This window comes from Helicobacter jaachi (assembly GCF_000763135.2).
GTDB lineage: Bacteria > Campylobacterota > Campylobacteria > Campylobacterales > Helicobacteraceae > Helicobacter_C > Helicobacter_C jaachi.
Genome location: NZ_JRPR02000006.1, coordinates 35,891 through 58,581, shown reverse-complemented (window position 1 = coordinate 58,581; position 22,691 = coordinate 35,891). Strand labels below are relative to the sequence as shown.

Sequence of the window (22,691 nt, the reverse complement as noted above, 5' to 3'; positions counted from 1 at the left end):
AGTAGATTCTATATCTACACGCGTTTTAAGTGCGGCTTAGCTCTCATAAATTAAGCGCGTCTTGAATGCTATACAAGCCATTTTCCTGCCTTACAATAAAGCTTGCCATATCGAGCGCGCCTTTGGCAAAAGTAAGGCGTGAAGTGGCATTATGCGTAAGCTCTAAATACTCTCCATCAAGATAAAATCCAATCGTATGTCTCCCCACCACATCTCCACCGCGTAGGCTCATCACACCAATTTCATCTGCCCTCCTTTGCCCAATATGCCCATCGCGCCCGCTCACACGCACAGAATCTAGATTGAGATTTCGCGCTTTAGCGCAACTTTGCGCCAAGCTTAAAGCCGTGCCGGAGGGCGCATCTTTTTTGTATCGGTGGTGTATTTCGCAAATTTCTATATCACTTTCTTTGAGCGTTGCTGCTACAAGGGCTGCGATTTTATCAAGCATAGCTATGCCTTTACTCATATTAGCCGCATAGAGGATAGGCATACTATTAGCCGCGCTCTCAAGCAAATTATATGTATCATTATCTAAGCCCGTTGTGCCAATGACTAGCGGAGTAGGGTGGGTAGGTGCTACCTCAAGCAGGGCTTTTGTAGCCTCTGGCGATGAAAAATCAATAATGACATCGCTTGATTGCAAAAATACTTCAAAATCCCTTGTAATCATTGTGCTAGCCGGTAGAGAGTATTGTAGTTCATTGCGCACATATACGCTTGAGAGTTCAAATTGCTCATGGTTTAAAATCTCATCAATAAGCAGCTTTCCCACACGCCCTGTCGCTCCAAAAATCCCAATTTGTAGCATAAAAACTCCTTTTTAAAAATAAGGAATTATATAGATTCTATATTTACAGAATCTATACGAGGGCGTTTAAGTTTGAGGTAGTGTCGCTGTAAGACCGCGCGGTGTTTATAGAATCTAACCTCAAAAACTAAGTTGATAGATTAGCTAAAGCTAAGCTATAACTTTATCCTTTAGGCGCAATGAGCGGCTCTGCCGTGAAATTGTAAGACCGCACAGCGCGTAAGCGCAATAAGTGCGGACATGATAGAATCTATTTATGTTCTAAATACGCAATTGCTTGCAATGCAGCTGTTGCGCCATCACCTGCGGCGCATACGACTTGTTTTGCCGCCTGCGTGCGCACATCACCTGCGGCAAATAGCCCACTTACACTTGTTCTCATTGATAAATCAACCTTGATACTTCCCCACTCATCGCACTCACAGAGCATAGAGCCATCATCTTGTTTGAGTGTGGCAGTATTCACATCATAGCCCACAAAGATAAAAACGCCCATTACATTAATTTCTTGTGTCGTATTAGAATCTGTATGCTTAATAAGCACGCCTGTAACGCCTGCCTTATCGCCTTTAATCTCCTCAATCACCGCAGGAGTGATAATTTCAATTTTGCTATTACTTCTCACATGCTCAATCGTGCTTGGCGCGGCGCGGAATTCATTTCTTCTGTGGATTAAATACACTTTAGAGCAAATGCGACTTAAATACACAGCCTCTTCAAGCGCAGTATCGCCGCCACCTAGCACGACCACTTCTTGGTCTTTGTAAAAAAAGCCATCGCAAGTAGCGCAAGTGCTAATGCCTCTTCCCCAAAATTCGCTCTCTCCTTTGAGGTTTGCCCTCTTTGGGCTACCACCTGCGGCAAAAATGACTGCCCTTGCTTCATCTACACTGCCATCACTTAGGTGGATTCTAAAAATCTTATCTTGCTTTGTGATTTGGCTTACCTCGCTCATTTTGTGCTGCAATCCGAAGCGAAAACACTGCTCCTGCCAAGGCTCCATAAACTCCATACCGCTCACAATGTCCTTGACACCGGGATAATTTTCTATCTCACTGCTGCCTGTGATTTGCCCACCGGGCATACCTTTTTCAAAAAGCACTACATTTTTAATTCCGCCGCGTGTTGCGTATAAACCTGCGCTAAGCCCAGCTGGACCACCACCAATAATTGCTAAATCAATCATCTTTACTCCTTAATTTATAAAAATTATCCATTATTAAATCTTATTAAAATTATCCAAAAGTAAATGTATTACCTTTAGAGTTCAAGAAAGTTTTTAAGCAAGCAAAGCCCTACATTATGGCTTTTCTCCGGGTGAGGTTGAATACCAAAGAGATTATCTTTATTCACTATCGCTCCAAAGGGGTAGCCATACTCGCAATAAGCTAAGATAAATGCCTCGCTAGTTTTAATATGAAAGCTATGCACAAAATAAAAAAAACTCCCATCTTTAATGTCCCGCAAAAGTGGCGATTGCTTGCCAAGTGTGGTAAAATAGCAATTATTCCAGCCGATATGCGGCACTTTAAGCCCTGTATTGTTAAAGCCCACTACTTCACCGCTTATAAGCCCAAGCCCCTTGTGCTCGCCAAATTCAAAGCTTTTTTCAAAAAGAAGTTGCAAGCCTAGACAGATGCCTAGTATGAATTTGCCACTTTGTGCAAACTCACAAATAGCCTCGCTTAGCGAAGTGCTATGAAGTGCATTCATCGCACTACCAAATGCGCCAACGCCGGGCAAAATAAGTTTATCATACAATTTTAATCGCTCTGGGCTAGATTCTATACATACCTCAAAAGGCGGCATACTAGGCATTTGATTTTGTATGAAAGCAAGGGCGTTTTTCACGCTGCCAAGATTGCCCGCGCCATAATTGATAATACCAATTTTATTCATGCGCTAAACCTATGAGCCACTGCTGATTGCGCGCGATAATGTCTTTTTGCTTAGATAAAAGCCCATCGCGCACATTTTCTAAATCCCTGCAGCTCATCACGCTCATAACCGATATTGAAAGGGTAGTGGGGGATTTTGCAGGCAGCTGATTAAGCAATGCCTCAATTTCTTGTATTAAATCTTCTTTGGTGGTGATTTCGCCATTTTTTGTGGTGTAGGGTGTGTGCATACATAGCCTTATATAGAATCTAGCGTTATAGAATCTGTGTGCTGTGCGTTTGTGCGTGCATAATCTGCAATATGCCTTTTAAGCGTGGCAGTAAAAATCTGCGAATAGGGCTTATCTTTAGGTAGTCTTTCATGCAAAATTTCTAAAAGCGCGTAATAATCGCTCTCAAGTAGCACGCCCCTTAGCACCTCGTATTTAAGATAGAGCCAATAAGTATTAAGCACATCGCTATGGCAGTAGTGATTAATCACCTCAAGGGCTGCTTTTTTAGATTCTATGTCTGTAGATTCTGTATTTTTATCGCTTATACTCTCGCCCAAATAGGTTTCATACACTTGCGCGCCGCTCATATCGTATTTGCCCACTAAATCAAGCATTTTGCATAGCGCGTCTAAATTAAGATTGCGCGCCGCGCCAAAATGCCCCAAACTCTCATATAAATCCGTATGGAAATCCTCACAATATCGCACGCGGTAGTTATCCCATTTGCTCTTATTAAGCGCTGGATTTTTCTGCTCAAAATACGCCCACGCACCTATATTATACCGCATAGCGCGTAAGAGCATAGTAGGTATGTCAAACCCCCTGCCATTAAAGCTTACAAGCTTTGGATTATTTTTATTGATAAATTGCCAAAATTCGCTTAGAAGGGTAGATTCTAAAGTATCTAAAAATGTCCTTGAAGTAGGCTCATTTATAGAATCTACGCCCTCAGATGGTGTAGATTCTATAAAAGCAGATTCTATAAATGCATTGCCAAAATTGCCCACTTTCACAAATCTGCCATATTCATCACAAATTACACTCGCAATGCTTATCACGCGATGAAAGCAAATAGGCAAAAACTCACTCCCGCTTTTTTCATATTGGGCTTTGAATGCTGCTTGCGCGATTTGCAAGGGAGTGCCTTCATAGCCAAAAGTGCTGCTTAACAGGTGAAAATCAGGGATAGTCTCAATATCAAAGACACAAGTCATTTTATTGCCTTCTTAAAAAATATGGTTAAAATACTACCAAAATTTCCCAACAAGGACAGGTATGTATGCGTTATTAAGCGTGAGCGACAAAGAGGGCATTGTAGAATTTGCACAAGATTTAAGTGATTTGGGCTTTGAGATTTTAAGCACAGGAGGGACATTAGAGACACTTACAAAAGCTAGCATAAAAGCCATTGATATAAGCCACTATACACAGAGTGAGGAGATGTTTGATGGGCGCGTGAAGACTTTACACCCCAAAATCCATGGGGGGATTCTCTATCGCAGGGGGCTAGATAAAGATGAAAAGATAGCTAAAGAAAAGGGCATTGGCGCTATTAATCTTGTGTGCGTTAATCTCTATCCTTTTAAGCAAACTATTGAGGCAACTGAGGATTTAGAGCAGATTATTGAAAATATTGATATTGGCGGTCCAACGCTTGTGCGCGCCGCGGCAAAAAATTATAATGATGTGCTGGTGGTTACACACAAAGATGATTATGCTAAAATTATATATGCCTTGCGTAATGGAGAAAATACGCTAGCCTTGCGCCAAGAGATGATGATTAAAGCCTATGAGCATACGGCAAATTATGATGTGATGATTGCAAATTATATGAATAAGCGTTTTAATGGAGGCTTTGGCGCGTATCATTTTATCGCAGGCAGGCAGGTTATGCAAACGCGCTATGGGGAGAATCCACATCAAAAAGGCGCGCTATATGAATATGACAGATTCTATAATACGCATTTTGTGATTAAAAAAGGCGAGCCAAGCTTTAATAACATCGCAGATATGAATGCAGCCATTAAGATTGCTACAAGCTTTGGGGAGCAGGCAAAGGCTGTGTGCATTGTAAAGCATGGTAATCCCTGTGGCTTTGCGCTTAAGGAGGATTTATTACAATCTTATATCCACGCGCTAGCTTGCGATAATGTGAGCGCGTATGGCGGCGTGGTAGCGTGTAATGGCGTGGTGGATATTAAGCTAGCAGAGGAGATAAATAAGATTTTTGTAGAAGTGCTTGTAGCCGGAGATATTACAAGCGAGGCTTTAGCAGTGTTTCAATCTAAAAAGCGTATGAAAATTTTTACGCAAAATAGCGCTTTTTTAAGCCTGCCTTGCGATGAATATGACTTTAAGCATGTGCAGGGGGGATTTTTACTCCAAGATAGTGATAAGTTTCAAGCAAATGAGGTCCAAAACGCTACATTAGTCACACAAATTGCCGCTACAAAGGAGCAAATGCTAGATTTAAAGATTGCCTATATCATTGCTGCGCTTACTAAGTCAAATAGTGTGGCTTATGTCAAAAATGGCGCACTTGTGGGCATTGGTATGGGTATGACAAGCCGCGTTGATGCCACAAAGGCAGCCATTGCAAAGGCAAAGGATATGGGGCTAGATTTGCAAGGCTGTGTATGCGCTTCGGAGGCGTTTTTCCCATTTAGAGACAGCATAGATATGGCGCATAGCATAGGTGTAAGCGCGATTATCCAGCCCGGTGGGAGTATCCGCGATGATGAAGTGATAGCGGCTTGTAATGAATATAATATGGCGATGTATTTTACGCACATAAGGCACTTTTTGCATTAAGTGCGTATAGAATCTAGCGAGATTCTATAACACAATCGCTGCACAGCATGGGCGGTCTGCAGGCATTAAAATGGACATTTAAAGAAGTTGCTAAAAATACAGCCCATATACGCCAAGTGTAGTAGTAACAAGTAGCCCAACAAACATCGCTAAAAAATACTTTTTACCATTTTTCTTAAAATCACACATCAAAAGCCCTGTGACATAAGTAATAAACATAAACACCACAAAGCTAAAGGCAAGCACATTAAACGCCACGCCCGCACGCGCAAAATGTAGCGCGACAAGATTACCTAGCCAATCGTTTGTGTAGAGTTTGACTTTGGGCGGATTATTTAGCTCAAGCTCGATTCTATACGCAGGACTACCTAGCGTGTAGCCATTTTTATGCCTAGCCTTTTGGAAATTCGTGCTAGCGGGGAGTTTAATCTCATTATCGATAAGAAATTTTATAAACTGATTTTTGAGGCGCTCCACATCAAAGCCGCTAGGCTCTTGGAGCTTTATCTCTTGTAAATTTGCTTTTTGTGTATTTTTGCTTTCTTGCGCGCCTGTAGATTCTGTGGTAGATTCTATAAAATCACTATTTTGCTTAGCTGCTGTGCTTGCAGTCGTAGCATTTATAGAATCTATCTTGCTAGATTCTATAATCTCTGTAAGTGCTGCTTTTTGCGCACTACTCAAAGCAACTTCATACACTTTATTATCACCAAAATAGCCTAGAATCCCCACAATACCTGTGATTTTATACATAAGCGCCATAGGGATAAAAAAGAGGCTAATATACAAATGCCACGCCAAATAATTTTTTCTTTTAAAAAGTTTCACTTTTATCCTTTTGTATTGGCTTTATGCTGCATTGTGCCTTAAGTATTTATAGCATTAGAATCTATAGCTAAGCGTTAGGCTGTAGTTTCTTAAGCGTCCGATTCTGTGCTGATTGCCACCCTCTGCTGGTCGATTATACCCATAAGTATCATAAAGCGTATTTAGCACATTTTCTGCCTTAAAAGCAAGGCTTAGATTATTACTAAACTCCGCACGCAAGCCTAAATCCCATAGTGTATAGGGCTTTTGACTAAATTCAAGCGTTGTGCCTGTGGTGCTAAACCATACTTGACTTTTGTGTGATACAAGGGTGTTAAAGTAAAGATTTGCCACGCTGTTACGCCATAAAATCATATCAAGGCTGGCGTTAAGATTAAACTTTGGCGTATAAAACACGCGTTGAGAATCTAGCACCTCTCCGGTAAAGGGATTAGTTGCTTTTTTGTAATCTGCATTAATGTAAGCGAAATTTAGCATAAAAAAGCTATCGCGCAAAAATTGGAATTTACTCTCAAGCTCAAAGCCATGTGAGACCATATCGCCCATATTGCCAATAATACTCGTGGTCTCATCAATCATCATATATTCTTGGCGATTTTGTGCGTAGATATAAAAATAATCTGCGTTTATGTAGATTCTATCCTGCCAAAATAGCCCTTTATAGCCAAACTCTGTGGTGTAGGTGTATTCTGGCTTGTAGTAGCGTAAAAACGCTTGATTATTTATTACATTGGGGAAGCCACCAGCTTTAAAATCTCTAGCTGCTGAAGTGTAGAGCTTATGTGCGTCTGCAAGTGTGTAAGATAGCGTAATGCGTGGCGATAATTGATGTTTGTCTGTATTGTCTGCAAAGCTTGGAATTGCGCTATTGCCTTGTGTGTAGTCAATAAAACTTTTATAATAGCTATATCTTAAGCCTAATCCCACATCAAAGTGTGCGGGCAAAGCGATTTTGTGGTCAGTAAAAAGGGCAGCATTTAGGGTGCTTAAGTTATTTTTATCATTTTGTCTGTTGGCGTGTTTAATGTGATTGTGTATGTAGTCATTATATGAGATATACGCGCCATAGAGCGAGCTTGAGCCATTTTCATAAGTTTGTGTAGCCTTTAGCTCGTTGGCAAAACTGCGTTGATTTTGGTCGATGATAAAATTATTATTATTAACAGATAATGCCCTATCTTGCACACTAAAAACATTTTTAATATTAAAATTATCTGTGTAGTAGCCGCCCTTTATAGCTGCGGTTTGTATAGTGCGATTAAGCGTAGGGATAGGGCTAGTGCCAAAGTTATGCACGATATTGTTTTTGTCATTGCGCTCGTTATCAGTAAGGTATATTAAATCATGCAATGTGCTTTTGTCTAAATAATAATCCGCTCCTAAAAACCACTTGCCATCATCATAGAGCAGTGAAACGCGCGCGAGATTAACATCTTGCGTATCGGCTAGCTTGTTGGTGCTTAAATCTTTAATCTGCCCTAAATAATCTGCATGCTTAAAGCTCACTTTGGCATATAATTTATCTTGCACAATGGCTCCACTCGCACTGCCGCTGATTGACCTATCTAGCTGCCCCATAGTAAAAGTAGCACGAGCGCGTGGAGTGTTGGTTGCCATATTTGAGTTAATGGATAACACGCCTGCTTGTGCGTTTTCACCAAAGAGCGTGCCGCTCATGCCTTTAAATAATTCTACAGAATCTACATCAAGCAATTCTTGGGAGATAAAAAATATATCTTGAGGCACGCCATCAATATAAAGTCGCACGCTAGGATTATAAAAATATCCTGTATTAAGCCCACGCAGGCTTATTTGAGGCACAGAATCGCTCCCTTCGCTTGATATATAAAGCCCTGAAAATACCGAAGCTAAATCTTTAGAATTAGTAATTCTAAGCTTTTCTAATGCCTCGCCATTAATGGAGGAAATATTATCATTTTCATAAAATATTTCTCTTTGGGTTTTGGTATCACTTACAATAGAAGTGCCAAGATTTACACTTTTAGCAACCTTTGTATCTACCTCTTTTCTCTCTGCCCCCCCCCCCATTAGTTTGCTCATCAGCTATTAAAAATGAACAAACTAAGGAGAGGAATAATCCCACTAAAGGGATTTTATAAATTTTATTTACACGCACAGCCAGCTCCTTAACAAATTAAAAATAAAAATTAATGCAAATTTAAAGCCAAAAAAACGCGCGAATTATTAAAATTTTTGACTTAAAAAACCATAAAATAAAATATATTCTTACTTTTAGATTTTATATTGTGGGTAGATTCTATAAGCCCCAAAAGTTAAAGTGCAAGATTTTGCACTTTAAAGACATAGGTTTCTAACGGCAGATGAAACATATTTGCATTGCCTAATAGTGCGCTTTGAGCACCGATAAATTTAAAATTTATCCCCTTAATCACAGAGCGGATACTGATGTAGGGAATGCTTGAAAATGTGCTTGTGAATATAAGGGAGTGCGATGAGGCAAGCTGCGCAATATAAGCACTATCAGCATAAATGCTTGTGGTGTTATTAAGGATAAGTAAATCGCCTACTTGCGGCTTGGTGATTGTAAGGTTATTATAATAACTATAAGGGCTTATAGAATCTAGCACGATATCTTTGCCATTTGGCATAGCGCTCATTACATCAAAATCTTTTACATTGTAGATTCTATTAAGGTATTCAATAAAGTAGCGCACATACCAGTCTGGGTAAATATCTCGCCCCCTGCCCGTGCCATCAAAATATATACGCGTGTGTGGGTTTTGGGCGATGTATTTGGCGCTAAAATCAAGAAGCTCATTAAACTGCACAGCCATTGCTTTAAGATTTATCATCGTATAAAATCCCATAGGCAACGAGCTGCTAAAAAATCCAAGCAGTCCAAATGCGATGCAAAGTTTCATCACAAGGCGCTTAATATAGCCTTGCGTAAATAAATAATACATAATCGCCACGCCGCTCCATATATAGCAAGGCAGCAAATAATATACTTCAAAAATCCCAAGCGCAAAATATACAAGCATATACGCCAAACACGCGCACAAAAGCCCATCAAAAAGCGCCCTAATCTTATCGCGCCCGCGTAAAATAAGGTAGATTCTATAGCACACAATCGCTAGAGTAAGAGCGATGATTAGCCCATCATTAAGGATAAAATTTATCCAGCCTTGTATTTTTACCACAAGGGTATTAGTAAATGGCGTGGCTCTGTTATAAACCTTTGTCATTTGCGGGAGGATAAATAGGGCATATATTAAAGCATAAAGAGCCGCGCTACTCATAATGCCTAGCGCATAGAAGCGCAGCGCTTTTTTGTGGGAATTTATAGAATCTGCTTGAATGGGCGATACATTTGGAGAGTGTGTAGATTCTGTGTTTATAGAATCTACGAAGCTTATGCGCAGCGTGGAGATAAAGAGCATAAAGCCAAAGACAAATGCTGCAATAAACATTGGTTCTTTAAGATAAATGCATAGATTAATCATCAAAATGCCTAGCATAAAAAGGCTTAGCGTAGGAGCGCGCAGGTAGAGCATTGAAGTTATAATAAAAATGCTTAAAAACACGACAAGCAGCCGCTCAGGATAGCAAATCCCAAAAGTAACTATCACAAATCCCATGCTTAGCATAAAAAATGCGATAAGTAGGATATTAAGCCAAATTTTTTGGCTTACAAAAGAGAGCATATAAAACCAAGTGAGCGCAAATATAAGCGCTAGTAGTGCATTAAAAGCAAAAAATATATAAGGCGAGGTAGAGAATTGCATAAGCACATTAAGGTCAAGGCTTGCAAGTGGGAAAAAGCGCCCCATGCTAGGATTGTAGCCATTCCATACGGGTTTATGTTCATAAATTTCAAGCCACATCCAAATATCATCAAGATTAAATCCATAGCGGCTAAAGGACACCAAAAACACGCAATAAGCGCATACAAAAAGTAAAAATAAAATAACACTAAGTCTGCGAGTGGAGCAGAGCTTCTTTAGATTATCCCCCCCCCCCGTTAAAATGCCTATTCATACATACTCCTTTATAGTCAGATGCGCGATTATAGCATATCTTATCATTTTTGAACACAAGGCAGGGTTTAAGTGCTTTAAAGTGCGTGGTTAGGTCGGGAAGTTCAGTAAAACTAGTAAAAGGGTTGTGTGATGTGTAGAAAATGCGAGATGACATGCTTTGTAGGCTTCTATGGCTCCGGATGCAGGATTCGAACCTGCGACCAAGTGGTTAACAGCCACCTACTCTACCGCTGAGCTAATCCGGAATATATAAAGCTGGTGATTATATAGAAAAAATTGCCTCTTGTCAAGCCTTGTGGGCTTTAGCTCTTTAAAATCGCGCATATATTTGTAATTTATATGTGAGTATGGATTATACTTCTAGCATTGCTTCTTGCCATACTTTGCCTTGCTATCGCATTGCGCTTTTAAAACATTTACAAAGGATAAAATATGAAAAAGTCTCAAATTAGGCAAAGATTAGTTATGAAAATGCTTGATACTAGCCATATTGAGCAGTTTAATGAATTGCTTAGATATGCCTTTCAGGTCACTGATAGCGATTTGCTTTTCACAGGCTGGAGTGATGATTCTATTAAACGTTCAAAGTATCCCATTTTGCAGCACGCAAAAGTGCTAGGCTGGTTTGATAAGGGGCAAGATTCTAAAAAAGTTACAGATTCTCCAAACTCACAGAATCTAGATTCCAAAAAACTCACAGAATCTCCAAACGACAAGCTCGTCTCCCAAATCGCGCTATATCCTATGAAAATGAATATCTACAATCAAATCTATGCGATGGGCGGCATCACGGGCGTGGCGACTTACCCGGAGTATTCGGGCATTGGGCTTATGGCGGATTTGATGAAAGAGATACTAAAGATTATGCGTGATAGCAGGCAGAGTATCGCGTGTCTGTATCCGTATTCGATACCATATTATCGTTCGCGCGGCTTTGAGATTGTGAGCGACAAAATGACTTTTAGCATTAAGGATAATCAGTTCCCAAAGCCGCCTGCGGTAAATGGCATGATGCAGCGTGTGTGCGAAAATCACCCCGATTTGATTGCGCTGCATAATGAGTTTGCAAGTAAGACGCATGGCTGCCTTGTGCGCGATAGTCTGGCGTGGAATGAATACTGGCGATGGGATGTCGAGGATACGATTGTGGCGATTTATTATGATGAGAGTGATAAGCCCACGGGCTATATCGTCTATTTGCTGGAGAATGATATTTTTAAGATTAAGGAGATGATTTACTTGAATGAGGAGGCGCGGCATGGGCTTTGGGGCTATATCGAGGCGCATAAGAGTATGTTTGAGCGAATTGAAGGCGCGAATTATAGCAATCATAGCCTTGCGTTTCTGCTTGAAGATGGGCATATTAAGGAGAGCATTAGCCCGTATATTATGGCGCGCATTGTCGATGTGACGCAGTTTTTGGAGCGCTATCCTTTTGATAGTGTGGAGAGCAGTTTCACGCTCTGCCTTGTGGTAAGCGACCCGCTTTTAGAGTGGAATAATATGGCTTTTGTGCTGCATTTTAGCGCGCAGGGCTTTAAGGTGGAGATGGTAGAAAGGGGGTTTATAGAATCTTTAGAATTTATGGAATCTAAAAAGGCAGATTCTATAAAATCCGCAGAGATTATAAAACTAGACATTCAAACGCTAAGTGCAATGCTACTTGGCTACAAACGCCCTTTGTATTTGCGTAGCATAGGACGCCTAGAAGCAAGCGATAACGCCATTAACAAACTAGAAGAAATCCTGCCAGAAGGCAAAGCCTACTTTAGTGATTATTTTTAGATTCTGTGATTAAACAAAATTAATGTGCTAGGAGGCGAGCTAAAATCACGGCTATAAGACATATTATCAATGCTAAATGATGATAAAATCTACGCATTGGGTCAGCCTTTTTTAGCACTAAAATATAAAAAAATGATATAGGTGTGAAAATAAATAGCAGTGAAATAGTTAGCAATTTTAGCGTTAATATGCCATAAAAATTCAAATTTTTAGAATCTATTAAGAAATCTTTAATCTCTAAAAGCCCCTCTTTAAATACCATAAATATTCCTTGCAAGATTCCATTACTTGTATCAATATAAAAGCTAGCAAGTCCCGCCCCGCTAAGCATTAAGCCTAAAAACGCACTCCCTAGCAAAATCACGCTAGGCTTTAGAATCTCACGCTTTAATGACTTAAATTCGCTCTCATTTCGATTTTTTTTAAAAAAGCTAAACACAAGCACATCATACGCCAAATAGCCCACCACCACGCACGCACACAGCAGATGAATAATCCCTAATATTGTCATTTTGCTAACCATTTTTTAGAATCTAGATTCTAATATACTCAATGCAAGTCATACTTTAGCAATTATTTTAAAATTTTAGAATTTTCAAGATTAAAATAGACTATTTCTGTGGCAAGATAGCAGGCTCTTCATCATCTTTAAGTAGCGCTTTAAGCGGCTTTTGCGCGTAATCAATAATGCGGTGAATAATCATATCAAGGCTTAGAATCTCACTCACAGCTCCCATTTCAATAGCCTTTTTGGGCATACCGAACACCACGCAATCTTCCTCATTTTCTGCGAGTGTATGCGCGCCATTATCGTGCAGCTCCTTTAAGCCTATACAGCCATCATCGCCCATTCCTGTGAGTATGATGCCTAGTGCAGAGCGCCCTGCGGCGTTATTAGCACTGCGGAATAAAATATCCACGCTAGGCTTATGCCGCGATATACGCTTTTCCTCATCAAGCGAGCGCGCATAGTATGACCCCATAGCAAAATCAATCACCATATGCTTATTCCCACCTGCTACATACACATGATTATCCTTAAGCGGCACTTTGCTTGTAACCTCACAGATACTAAGCTCAGAGAGTGTATCTAGTCTTTTAACAAATGAAGAACCAAAAGTGGGAGGGATATGCTGCACCACCGCTATGGGAGGGAGCTTTGCCGGCAGGCGAGAAAAAATATAAGAGAGCGCATCAACTCCGCCTGTAGAAGCGCCAATCACCACAAGCTTGCCGCGTATGATTTTGCAAGGATTACTTTTTAAAATAGTGTCTGGGTGATATTTAGTCGTTTCCATAAGCAGCATTATCACGCCTTTATTTTCACAAAAGTTTTATTGCCAAGCTTTTCAAATTTATCCACAAAATGATAGAGACTTTCTGAATGCCCTAGATAAAATGTCCCATCAATGCGAAGCGTGTCAATAAGGCGCGCTAGAATATCTTGCTGGTCTTGCTGCTTAAAATAAATAAGCACATTGCGGCAAAATAATATATCAAACTCATCTCGCATAAAAGGATAGCGCTTATCAAAGAGATTAACTTGCTTAAAAGTAATCATTGACCTTAGTTTATCTTTTACTTTTAAAATCCGCACAGCTTGCGTCTTGCCCTCATCTACTGCGTCAAAATACTCATTCACATCACACCAATTTGGGAATTTTTCTACATTAAAGTCAATAGTATAAACGCCCTCCATAGCCTCTTGCAGTACATCTGTATCAATATCTGTAGCAATAATACTCACAGGTGTAGAAGCTGAATATAATTTCTTAGCATACAGCACGCTCATAGCAATAGAATATGGCTCTTGCCCTGTGGAGGAGGCACAACAATAGATTTTAATGGGTTTATTGAGTTTAAAAAGTAGTGGCAAAGAGCGGTCAATCATATCTTGAAAGTGAAAATCCTCGCGAAAAAAATCTGTTTTATTAGTGGTAAAGCTATTAATAAATTGCTGTCTAATTTTAGTATTGCTTTCAATTTGAGAAAGTAGCGTATCAATATCGTGGATTTGCGTCTCCCGCATAAGGCGGTAGATTCTATTTTTTATCATTGTAAGCTTTGAATCGCTCAAAAACACACCACAATATTTATAAAGCCGCTCTTTTATAAGCGTGAGCTGCCTATTATCAAGCATTACCACTTGCGCACTCCTTATTTGATGAGAATGGTTTTTGTGCCATTAGCGCTATAGACAAGGATTCTTTTATTTTTATCTTTAAAGCGCGTGAAAGCAGTGCTTAAATCCGCAGGCTTTCTAATGGGCATACTCTCAACTTGCGCGATAACATCGCCTATTTCAAATCCTGCCTCTTGTGCTTTTGAGTTAGGGCTAACGCGTGTAACCACCACGCCATCAACGCCATTTGGGATTCTATAGCGTTGGCGCGTGCTGTTATTAAGCTCGGCTACTTCTAAGCCTTGTAGATTAAGTGAGGAGTTGCTTTGATTGTCTTGGGCTGCAGGGTTTTGCTTGCCTTGCTGCGTGTTTGGCTGCTCTGTGAGTGTGATTTGCGTTACGCGCTCTTGCTTGTCGCGGATAAATTTTACCACCACTTTTTCATTGGGAGAAAGCATACCGATGAGGTTTTTAAGTTCAGCCGCACTTGAGACTTTTTTGCCATTGATGTGCGTGATTAAGTCCCATACCATAAGCCCAGCTTTTGCCGCAGGGGATTGAGGCTCAAGGCTAATGACCACCGCGCCGGTATTATCATTATAACTATCTTTTAAATCACTGCTTACATCTTGGATACCCACGCCTAAAAATCCACGCTTAATGCTGCCTTTTTCGATAAGCTCTTTGGCAATCTTTTTTACCATATCTGAAGGAATGGCAAACCCCACGCCGTGATTTCCACCTGTGCGCGACAAAATGGCTGTATTAATGCCAATAAGCGCACCGCGTGAATCTACCAGCGCACCGCCAGAGTTGCCCGGATTTATAGAAGCATCAGTTTGTATAAAGTTTTCATAATCATTAATGCCTATGCCTGTTTTATTAAGTGCGGAGACAATACCTTGCGTAACAGTTTCGCCCACGCCAAAGGGATTGCCTATCGCAAAAGCCACATCGCCCACAAGCACATTAGCACTTTGGGCAAAAGCAATAGGTGAAAGATTTGTTTGCTCAATTTTAATAACAGCTAAATCACTTCTTGCATCTGTGCCAATGATTTTTGCGGCGTATTCTTTGGGATTATCAGCTAGCGATACAAGCACTTTGCTCGCATCTTCAATCACATGATAGTTAGTAATAATATAGCCATCGTTTGAGATAATTACACCACTTCCAAGTGAGCGTTCAAAGCGTTCTCTAGGCACCTGCCCATAAATATCGCCAAAAAATTGTTGGAAAAATGGGTCGCTAAACATAGGGTGAGAGAGTTGATTATTAATAGTTTTTTGCGCAGAGATATTCACCACTGCTTTTTTGGCGTCCTCAATGGAAGAGTTGTAAGAATAAATGCTATCGTTGCCCTCTTGCGGATTAATGCGCTTTTGCGCCTTTGGGGCTTCTTTGAAATCAATGGCAAATGCGCTATTTAAAAGCAAAAATCCTAAAAAAAATATGTGAAATACGCAAATGGTTTTTAATGTGTTAGATTGCATCTAAATGCTCCTAATATCTTAAATTTTTAACAAACTAAGATTCTATAAACTTAAATTAAACACTTATTAACGCTACTGCCCAAGTATTTCGCGCACACCTTTAATATTTGGCGCGGAGAGAAAGCCCTCATTTTCAAGCTGCTCGACCAAGTTTGCCGCCTTATTGTAGCCTATAGATAATCGCCTTTGTAGATAACTTGCCGAAGTCTTTCTATCTTGCAAAATAATATTTTTTGCCTCGCTTAGTAAATCGCTATTCTCGCCATTTTGGCTATCTGCGTTGCTACTTACTAAATTATCTCGCTCATCAAGCATAAAATGTTTATCGTATTGAGCCACTTGTTGGGCTTTTAAAAATTCTGCCACTTTTTCAATTTCTTCTTCAGTATTCCATGGCGCGTGCAAGCGCATAACGCCACCTAATCCCGGCGGGGTAAATAGCATATCGCCTTTGCCTAGCAAAGATTCTGCGCCAAAGGTATCAAGGATAACTTTAGAATCTATCTTGCTGCCCACCTTGTAGCTAATGCGCGAGGGGAGATTGGTTTTGATTAGTCCTGTTACCACATCAACGCTTGGGCGCTGCGTAGCTACGATAATGTGAATGCCGCACGCGCGCCCCATTTGAGCAATACGCGCTAGCGCAAATTCCACTTCTTTGCCTCCTGTCATCATTAAATCCGCTAATTCATCAATAATAATCACCAAATATGCAAATTTTTCTCCGCCCTCACTTAGCACTTTGCGGTTGTAGCTATCAATATCTTTGGTGCGCATTTCACTCATTAAATCATATCGTCTATCCATTTCAGCCATAGCGCTATTTAAGCCTACAATCGCCTTTTTGGGCTGCGTAATAATGGGCGTGATGAGATGAGGGATATCCGCATAAATGCTAAATTCCACCTTTTTGGGGTCAATCATTAAAAGCTTTAAATTATCTGGTGAATTTTTATAGAGCAGGGATAAAATCATCGCATTAATGCCCACACTTTTCCCGCTGCCTGTTGTGCCTGCGATGAGCAAATGCGGCAGTTTTTTTAAATCTGTGATAAAGGGATTGCCTACAATGTCCTTGCCAAGCGCAAGCGTGAGCGGCGAAGTGGAGGTTTTAAACAAATCAGATTCTAATACTTCGCGCAGATAGATAGTTTGCGTATGGTTATTGGGTATTTCAATGCCTACCACATCTTTGCCCGGGATAGGCGCTTGAATGCGGATTGAATGCGCGCGCAAAGCCATAGCCAAGTCATCTTCAAGGGTAAGAATTTTGCTCACTTTCACATTGGGCGCGGGACGAAATTCAAATGTAGTAACAATAGGACCTGAATATGTGCGCGCTATATCGCCCTCCACACGGAACATCTTAAGCTTTGAGAGCAAATCCTCAATCTTTCTATCAATCTCGCTGCCATCAATTTCTACTTTCTCGCCTAGAGGTTGGTTAAGCAGGCTTGTAGAGGGAAGTTTAAAATTAAGAGGCTTATTCACTTTGCCATATTCAAGGTTATTTAAAAGTGCTTTATTTTCAGCAAGCTCTGTTACACGAGTATGGGTGGGCTTGTGATTTGGCTCTTGCGCGTGGGGTGCTTGCGGAGGGATTTTTTGCGTAGGGACTTCTTTTGTGGGAATTTCTTGCACGATAGAATCTACCCACTGCGTGGGATTAGATTCTGTAATTTCTTTAATATCAAGTTCAAGGGTTTGTGGCATAGGCGTGCTTTGCGCGCTATTTTGCGCTAGGGTGGTGGATTGCGTATTTGTAGATTCTGTGTGGGCAGATTCTGTGTTTGTAGAATCTACTCTTATAGAATCTGTGGCAGATTCTGTATTTGCAAAATGTGGCGCGCGCTCTTGTTTAGGCGTTTGTTGAAGCGGTGGAATGGGAATAAATGGCATCTCTTTAGCAAAAAGATTATCATCATATGTCGTTTTGTTTTCAGGCACTTGCGTATCTGCTTGCGTGCTTTGCACACTTTTTTTATCCTGCATAGAATCTAGCATTTGCCCATATTCTTTAGTGTGCGATGCGGCTTTGATATTCTCCTCTTTAATACTTGCCTGTGTGCTAGATGCCGCAATGGAGGTAGATTCTGTATTTGTAGATACAGTATGTTGCGCAGATTGCAAAAATACATCTGGGTTAATGGGGCGCGGTGGGGGCGTGGGAATGGATTTAGATGATGTAGATTCTTGTGAGATATTGGCTTGAGTGTGCTTAAGGGATTCTGTAAGCTCTATAGCGGGCTGAGATAGGGCAGTGTGCGGCTGGTTTTTAAGATTTTTAAGCATATCTTGATGTTTTATTCTTTGTGTTTTGAAAAACTCCTCTAAATTCATATCGCTTTGTGAGGATTCTACAATCTCTAAAAGTGGCGCACTTGCGCTTGTATCGGCATTAGTTTGGATATTTGTGTTTATAGAATCTGCTTGAGTGGGCGATACATTTTGAGAGTCTGTAGATTCTGTATTTATAGAATCTACAGCAGGCATGGGAGTGTGCGTTATATTAGTAGCATTAGGAGCAGCATTAGGACTTTGTGCCATTTCATCAAATGCCCTCTCCACAAGCACATCTTTAAAATCATAGCTTGGAGCCTTGGTGCGCTCTTGCGCAGCGGATTGCAAGTCAAGGACATCTTGCGTTTTTTTGGCAAAGAGATTATGTATATGCGGACGGATAAAGGCAAGAAAGCTTTTTGTGAGTTTTACACCTAAGGCGTAGAGCAATAAACTTATGTGTTTAATGACATCAAACGCCACAAGGCACTTGTTTTTTGTCTGTTTTAAAAGCACATCAATATTGCGCTGCGTGAAAATAAGCCAAGCAAATATAAAAAAGAATACATCAAGCACCCACACGCCAACATAGCCGATATAATTTTTTAAAAAAAGCACTATTGCGTTGCCAAATGCGCCTTGTTGCAGGCTAAGGGATTGCAAGATTAAAAGCGCTATGAAAAAAAGCGAGCATGATACGATGAGTTCAAGCCGCCTAAAGGTGATAGTGGGGCTTTTATAGAATCTAAAAAGCGGGTAGAGCAATAAGGGCAAATACACATAAGCGATATAGCCAAAAATGTTAAGATTAAGCGTGGCAAAGTATATGCCAAAGTTCCCTACAAGCCCATAATCGCCTATGATAGTCGCAATGGATAAAAAAAGCAAAATGATATTAAGCGCGATGTAAAGATATAGTTTTTTTATGAGATGTCCTTTTGTGTTGCTTTAAAAATTTATAGAATCTAGCCTGTTTAGATTCTATAAAAGCACTAAAGATACGCCCAAAAACTGCGCGTGTGCTGTAAATTTATGTAAAAGCATTTGGATTTAAAAAGCGCGCATTATATCATAAAGAATTTTAGAAATTCATAATGATTTTTTTATTTTTAATTAGCTAGAATGTGCATTTTTGTTGTGAGCTTAAATCTTAAAGAAATATTAAATAATATAGGAGCATAAAGGTGCATGGCAAGATATTAAGATATTCTAATCAAACAAAAAATGGCGTTGTGGTGAATGCTTCAAAAAAGATTTTTGAATTACGCAATACAAGCTGGCATGACCAACGAATGATGCCAAGTGCGGGTATGCTTGTAGAATTTAGGCTTGATGATGGCGGGTATGTCATCACAGATTGCAAGGCTTCGCGCTATCAAAGTTTCCCTGAAGGTGGGCTGATACGCGAGATTGACTTTTGGCGCACTAATACTGATGATGAGCTAAAAAGTAAAGAGGCTGATGCTAAAGCGGCTATTGCTAAGCAGATTTTTGCAGAGACAAATTATTTAAAATTAAATAGTATCCAGCTTAGCACGCCTATTCCTGAAAGTATAAAGGAGTATTTCCAAGAGGAGTTTAACGCCCTAAATTCTATTGCGGGAATGGACGATGGCGAAGAGCCGCAAAAAAAGATTAATTACATTGTGATTAAGCCTTATTTGTCAAAGGCGATTGATTATTTGGTGTTTAATGATAGGCACATTACTATGGATAATTTTGCCGATGATATGCAGGTGCTTAAAAAATTAGAATACTCTTATCGACATTTTCAAACTAATACTAATCTTACGCCCGATAAAATTTATCAAGAATGCTTCCTTGATGTGCAGTATCATTATAAGGGCGTGCTAAGAGCGATTGAGACCTTTAATGAAAAAAAGCTCTCCTTGCAAAATAAAATCCGCGTAGGCTCTATGGAGCTGCGCTCGATTAAATCTAAGCTTGATGCCAAAAAGGGCGACCCAAAGGCTTTAGAGGAGCGTGCTATAAGGACTAGAGCGATTATTACTAAGGCTGAATCTGATATTAAGATTCTAAGTGCGACTATTGATAGGCTAAAGGCACTCTCTGATAATTTTAAGAAAGAAAATTTAGTGAAATTTGAAGAGGTATTCCACAAAATGTATGAGATTCTTATTAGCAAAACTAAAGAGGCTATGGATATTTGTGCTACGCATATTGATAATAAATTATGGCATTTGGGTATGAGTTCTTTAGCGATTAAAAATGTATTTTTTAAGCATAATATTAATAGCCCATTTTGCGCGATGACATTTTTGGGCAATCATGTAAAAATGCTCGATAAAGGCAAGCTGCGTGATAATGAATATGCAGTGTATCAGTATTACAATAAGTATATGTCAAAAAATGCTAAGCACTTTTTAATTTTTACAGATAATCCAAACTTTGGGCTAGATTTAAAAATTAAGATTATGTCTGCGAGCAAATTTTATAATGTGGTGATTTATCATAAAGAAATTGAGTATTTTAGCGCGGTTAATCGTCAAGCCTTTGAGCTTATCTACATAGATTCTGAACTGAAATTTCAAACGCCTGCTTCTATCATCAAAATTGGTAAAGAATCTAAACGCAATAAAAATACGAATTTTGCCCTTTTATCTTTGGCTCAAATTAAGACCTTTGAGGTGCAATGAATCTCCTCTCCCTGCAAGAAGTAAGCAAGCAGTATGAACATAGAATCTTACTTAAAAATATCTCTCTTAATATCGCTCAAGGTGAGCGTATTGCTGTTATTGGTAAAAATGGCTCTGGTAAGTCAAGCTTATTAAATATCATCGCTGGAAAGCTTAGTTTTGATAGCGGCGAGCGTATGGGATTAAAGCATTTACATATTTTATCTTTAGCACAAAAGCCTATTTTTAAACCTCAAGCAAGCGTGATTAGCGTGCTTATAGAAAGTATGGGCAAGCTTAAAAGCGCGTATGAAAGATTGGAGCTTTTACAAACGCAAATGGCGCAAACTAGCGCGCCTAGCAAAGATATGCTAGAAGAGTATGCAAAGCTTAGCGCGTATCTTGATGAGCATAGGGGCTGGGATTTGCAAAGTAGGGCGGAGGAGATTTTAGCATACTTTGAGCTAGAAGGCTTTAAAGATAGGCTAGCTAATTCTCTAAGTGGGGGTGAGCAAAAGCGCGTAGCATTAGCAAGTCTGCTGCTAGAGCCTTGCGATATTTTGCTCCTTGATGAGCCAACCAATCACCTTGATGTAGAAATGGTGGCATTTTTAGAAAATTATTTGTTGCAATCTCATAAGACTTTAGTTTTTATTAGCCATGATAGGTATTTTATTGATAAAGTTGCTACGCGCATTGTTGAGATTGATGAGGGGCAATTGCGCAGTTTTGAGGGTGGATATTTACAATATTTGAGCAAAAAAGAGGAGATTTTAAAGCATTTAAGCAAAGCGCATGAAAAACTTCTAAAACTTTTAAAAAATGAGGAGCAGTGGCTAAGGCAGGGCGTTAAGGCACGATTAAAGCGTAATGAGGGACGAAAAAATAAAATTTTGCAAATGCGTGAGGAAGCAAAGAAAAATCCCTCCACCATACGCAAAATGCGTCTTGAACTCGAGCGCGAGCAAAAAGCGTTTAATAGAGAAGAGGGGATAAATAATCAAAAATGCTTGTTTGAGATTGAGCATTTGCATAAAAGCATTGCGGGCAAGGTGTTGTTTAAAGATTTAAATTTGAGAATCTTGCGGGGCGATAGGATAGCTATTGTGGGTAAAAATGGCTCTGGCAAGTCAAGTTTATTAAAAATTCTGCTAGGCGAGCAGAGTGCAGATTCTGGAGTGGTAAAAAAGGGCGACATACGCATAGGATACTTTGAGCAGCATACCAATATGCTTGATGATAAAAAGGATTTATTAGAGACTTTTTGCCCAAATGGCGGTGAGCATATTGAGGTGCGCGGCAAGCATATGCACATATATGGGTATTTGAAAAATTTTCTTTTCCCTAAAGAGTTTCTCACACATAAAATTGGCTCGCTTAGCGGCGGGGAAAAAAACCGTGTGGCGTTAGCATTGCTTTTTACTAAGGAAGTAGATGTGTTTATCCTTGATGAGCCTACAAATGATTTAGATATACAAACTATTAATATCATTGAGGAATATCTCCTAAGCCTTTCAAACGCGGTCATTTTTGTAAGTCATGATAGGTATTTTGTGGATAAACTCGCGCATAAATTGCTTGTCTTTGAGGGCGATGGTGAGGTGGTGCAAAGCCATATTTTGTATAGTCAATATTTAGAGATTGCACAGAATCTACGCGAGATTAGCGAGTTTGAGCAGACATTATCCCAAAATATAGAATCTAAAAAGCTAGATTCTATAAAACACAAGCCAGATGCGCCAAAGAAGCCTCAAAAGCTAAGCTATAAGCAAAAGCTTGCCCTGCAGTCTCTACCCCTTGAAATTGAGGAATTAGAGCAAAAGCAAAAGGCATTAAAAGAGGCTTTGAGTAATCCGCAAATTTATGAGCAACAGGGCATTAGCACGCTAGCAAAAGAGCTTGCAGATGTAGAAAATGAGTTAGAATCTAAAATCGCGCAGTATTTAGATTTGGAGGAGCAAAATATGCAATTAAGCCAAGCGACATAGAATATTACAAACTTTTGATAGAAT

The 22,691-nt window shown here is 39.9% G+C and carries 17 protein-coding genes and 1 tRNA gene; 4 read left to right on the top strand and 14 right to left on the bottom strand.

Annotated features, from left to right (window positions below; genetic code table 11):
* Window positions 1-43: 43 nt before the first annotated feature.
* The 5 genes from dapB to LS71_RS07425 form a co-directional block, all read right to left on the bottom strand.
* Window positions 44-811, bottom strand: coding sequence for a 4-hydroxy-tetrahydrodipicolinate reductase (gene dapB, locus LS71_RS07445; protein ID WP_034355178.1), 768 nt, complete (start codon window positions 809-811; stop codon window positions 44-46).
* Between the two features lie 250 nt (window positions 812-1,061).
* Window positions 1,062-1,997 carry a thioredoxin-disulfide reductase gene (trxB, locus tag LS71_RS07440; RefSeq protein WP_034355174.1) on the bottom strand — a complete coding sequence of 312 codons (936 nt, stop codon included), beginning with the start codon at window positions 1,995-1,997 and terminating at the stop codon, window positions 1,062-1,064.
* Window positions 1,998-2,071: 74 nt separating this feature from the next.
* Window positions 2,072-2,710, bottom strand: a complete 639-nt coding sequence (gene hisH / locus LS71_RS07435; protein WP_034355171.1) for an imidazole glycerol phosphate synthase subunit HisH — start codon at window positions 2,708-2,710, stop codon at window positions 2,072-2,074.
* Window positions 2,703-2,939: a hypothetical protein gene (locus LS71_RS07430; RefSeq protein WP_034355167.1), complete on the bottom strand. Its 237-nt coding sequence runs from the start codon at window positions 2,937-2,939 to the stop codon at window positions 2,703-2,705. Before LS71_RS07430 ends, hisH begins: the two co-directional genes overlap by 8 nt.
* 8 nt (window positions 2,940-2,947) lie before the next feature.
* Window positions 2,948-3,916 (bottom strand): 3'-5' exonuclease, encoded by a 969-nt coding sequence (locus tag LS71_RS07425; RefSeq protein WP_052058054.1) that lies wholly within the window; start codon window positions 3,914-3,916, stop codon window positions 2,948-2,950.
* A gap of 61 nt (window positions 3,917-3,977) precedes the next feature.
* Between LS71_RS07425 and purH the strand changes: the two genes are divergently transcribed.
* Window positions 3,978-5,513, top strand: coding sequence for a bifunctional phosphoribosylaminoimidazolecarboxamide formyltransferase/IMP cyclohydrolase (gene purH / locus LS71_RS07420; protein WP_034355165.1), 1,536 nt, complete (start codon window positions 3,978-3,980; stop codon window positions 5,511-5,513).
* A gap of 90 nt (window positions 5,514-5,603) precedes the next feature.
* Here purH and LS71_RS07415 read toward each other — a convergent pair whose 3' ends face one another.
* From LS71_RS07415 to LS71_RS07400, 4 genes are all read right to left on the bottom strand, one after another.
* Complete coding sequence (locus LS71_RS07415) at window positions 5,604-6,341, bottom strand: hypothetical protein (RefSeq protein WP_034355161.1); 738 nt, start codon at window positions 6,339-6,341, stop codon at window positions 5,604-5,606.
* 54 nt (window positions 6,342-6,395) lie between these two features.
* Window positions 6,396-8,402, bottom strand: a complete 2,007-nt coding sequence (locus tag LS71_RS07410; protein ID WP_138109889.1) for a TonB-dependent receptor — start codon at window positions 8,400-8,402, stop codon at window positions 6,396-6,398.
* 233 nt (window positions 8,403-8,635) lie between these two features.
* The gene (locus tag LS71_RS07405) at window positions 8,636-10,252 is read right to left on the bottom strand and encodes a hypothetical protein (protein ID WP_138109888.1); all 1,617 of its coding nucleotides are present in this window, start codon (window positions 10,250-10,252) and stop codon (window positions 8,636-8,638) included.
* A 281-nt stretch (window positions 10,253-10,533) separates the two neighbouring features.
* Window positions 10,534-10,608, bottom strand: a tRNA-Asn gene (locus tag LS71_RS07400).
* 187 nt (window positions 10,609-10,795) lie between these two features.
* Between LS71_RS07400 and LS71_RS07395 the strand changes: the two genes are divergently transcribed.
* Window positions 10,796-12,148 carry a GNAT family N-acetyltransferase gene (locus tag LS71_RS07395; protein WP_034353594.1) on the top strand — a complete coding sequence of 451 codons (1,353 nt, stop codon included), beginning with the start codon at window positions 10,796-10,798 and terminating at the stop codon, window positions 12,146-12,148.
* Between the two features lie 19 nt (window positions 12,149-12,167).
* Here the strand turns inward: LS71_RS07395 and LS71_RS07390 are convergent, their stop codons facing one another.
* From LS71_RS07390 to LS71_RS07370, 5 genes are all read right to left on the bottom strand, one after another.
* A complete protein-coding gene (locus LS71_RS07390; RefSeq protein WP_034353591.1) occupies window positions 12,168-12,659 on the bottom strand; it encodes a hypothetical protein in 492 nt (163 codons plus the stop codon).
* 100 nt (window positions 12,660-12,759) lie between these two features.
* Window positions 12,760-13,452, bottom strand: a complete 693-nt coding sequence (locus LS71_RS07385) for a CheB methylesterase domain-containing protein (RefSeq protein ID WP_034353609.1) — start codon at window positions 13,450-13,452, stop codon at window positions 12,760-12,762.
* A 5-nt stretch (window positions 13,453-13,457) separates the two neighbouring features.
* Window positions 13,458-14,288, bottom strand: coding sequence for a CheR family methyltransferase (locus tag LS71_RS07380; protein ID WP_238700380.1), 831 nt, complete (start codon window positions 14,286-14,288; stop codon window positions 13,458-13,460).
* A gap of 17 nt (window positions 14,289-14,305) precedes the next feature.
* Window positions 14,306-15,763 (bottom strand): Do family serine endopeptidase, encoded by a 1,458-nt coding sequence (locus LS71_RS07375; RefSeq protein WP_052057903.1) that lies wholly within the window; start codon window positions 15,761-15,763, stop codon window positions 14,306-14,308.
* Between the two features lie 72 nt (window positions 15,764-15,835).
* A complete protein-coding gene (locus LS71_RS07370; protein ID WP_034353587.1) occupies window positions 15,836-18,934 on the bottom strand; it encodes a DNA translocase FtsK in 3,099 nt (1,032 codons plus the stop codon).
* Between the two features lie 293 nt (window positions 18,935-19,227).
* On the opposite strand from LS71_RS07370, the gene LS71_RS07365 reads away from it, so the two are divergent.
* Both LS71_RS07365 and abc-f read left to right on the top strand, forming a co-directional pair.
* Entirely contained in the window at window positions 19,228-20,700 is a 1,473-nt protein-coding gene (locus tag LS71_RS07365; RefSeq protein WP_034353584.1) for a hypothetical protein, read from the top strand.
* Window positions 20,697-22,667: a ribosomal protection-like ABC-F family protein gene (gene abc-f, locus LS71_RS07360; RefSeq protein ID WP_138109886.1), complete on the top strand. Its 1,971-nt coding sequence runs from the start codon at window positions 20,697-20,699 to the stop codon at window positions 22,665-22,667. Before LS71_RS07365 ends, abc-f begins: the two co-directional genes overlap by 4 nt.
* The last annotated feature ends 24 nt before the right edge of the window (window positions 22,668-22,691 follow it).

What these genes read in the sequence shown, in the direction of transcription:
- purH (WP_034355165.1), top strand. Translation starts at nt 3,978, where the DNA reads ATGTATGCGTTATTAAGCGTGAGCGACAAAGAGGGCATTGTAGAATTT.
- LS71_RS07430 (WP_034355167.1), bottom strand. Translation starts at nt 2,939, where the DNA reads ATGCACACACCCTACACCACAAAAAATGGCGAAATCACCACCAAAGAA.
- LS71_RS07425 (WP_052058054.1), bottom strand. Translation starts at nt 3,916, where the DNA reads ATGACTTGTGTCTTTGATATTGAGACTATCCCTGATTTTCACCTGTTA.
- LS71_RS07395 (WP_034353594.1), top strand. Translation starts at nt 10,796, where the DNA reads ATGAAAAAGTCTCAAATTAGGCAAAGATTAGTTATGAAAATGCTTGAT.
- LS71_RS07410 (WP_138109889.1), bottom strand. Translation starts at nt 8,402, where the DNA reads ATGAGCAAACTAATGGGGGGGGGGGCAGAGAGAAAAGAGGTAGATACA.
- abc-f (WP_138109886.1), top strand. Translation starts at nt 20,697, where the DNA reads ATGAATCTCCTCTCCCTGCAAGAAGTAAGCAAGCAGTATGAACATAGA.
- LS71_RS07375 (WP_052057903.1), bottom strand. Translation starts at nt 15,763, where the DNA reads ATGCAATCTAACACATTAAAAACCATTTGCGTATTTCACATATTTTTT.
- LS71_RS07390 (WP_034353591.1), bottom strand. Translation starts at nt 12,659, where the DNA reads ATGACAATATTAGGGATTATTCATCTGCTGTGTGCGTGCGTGGTGGTG.
- LS71_RS07380 (WP_238700380.1), bottom strand. Translation starts at nt 14,288, where the DNA reads ATGCTTGATAATAGGCAGCTCACGCTTATAAAAGAGCGGCTTTATAAA.
- dapB (WP_034355178.1), bottom strand. Translation starts at nt 811, where the DNA reads ATGCTACAAATTGGGATTTTTGGAGCGACAGGGCGTGTGGGAAAGCTG.
- trxB (WP_034355174.1), bottom strand. Translation starts at nt 1,997, where the DNA reads ATGATTGATTTAGCAATTATTGGTGGTGGTCCAGCTGGGCTTAGCGCA.
- hisH (WP_034355171.1), bottom strand. Translation starts at nt 2,710, where the DNA reads ATGAATAAAATTGGTATTATCAATTATGGCGCGGGCAATCTTGGCAGC.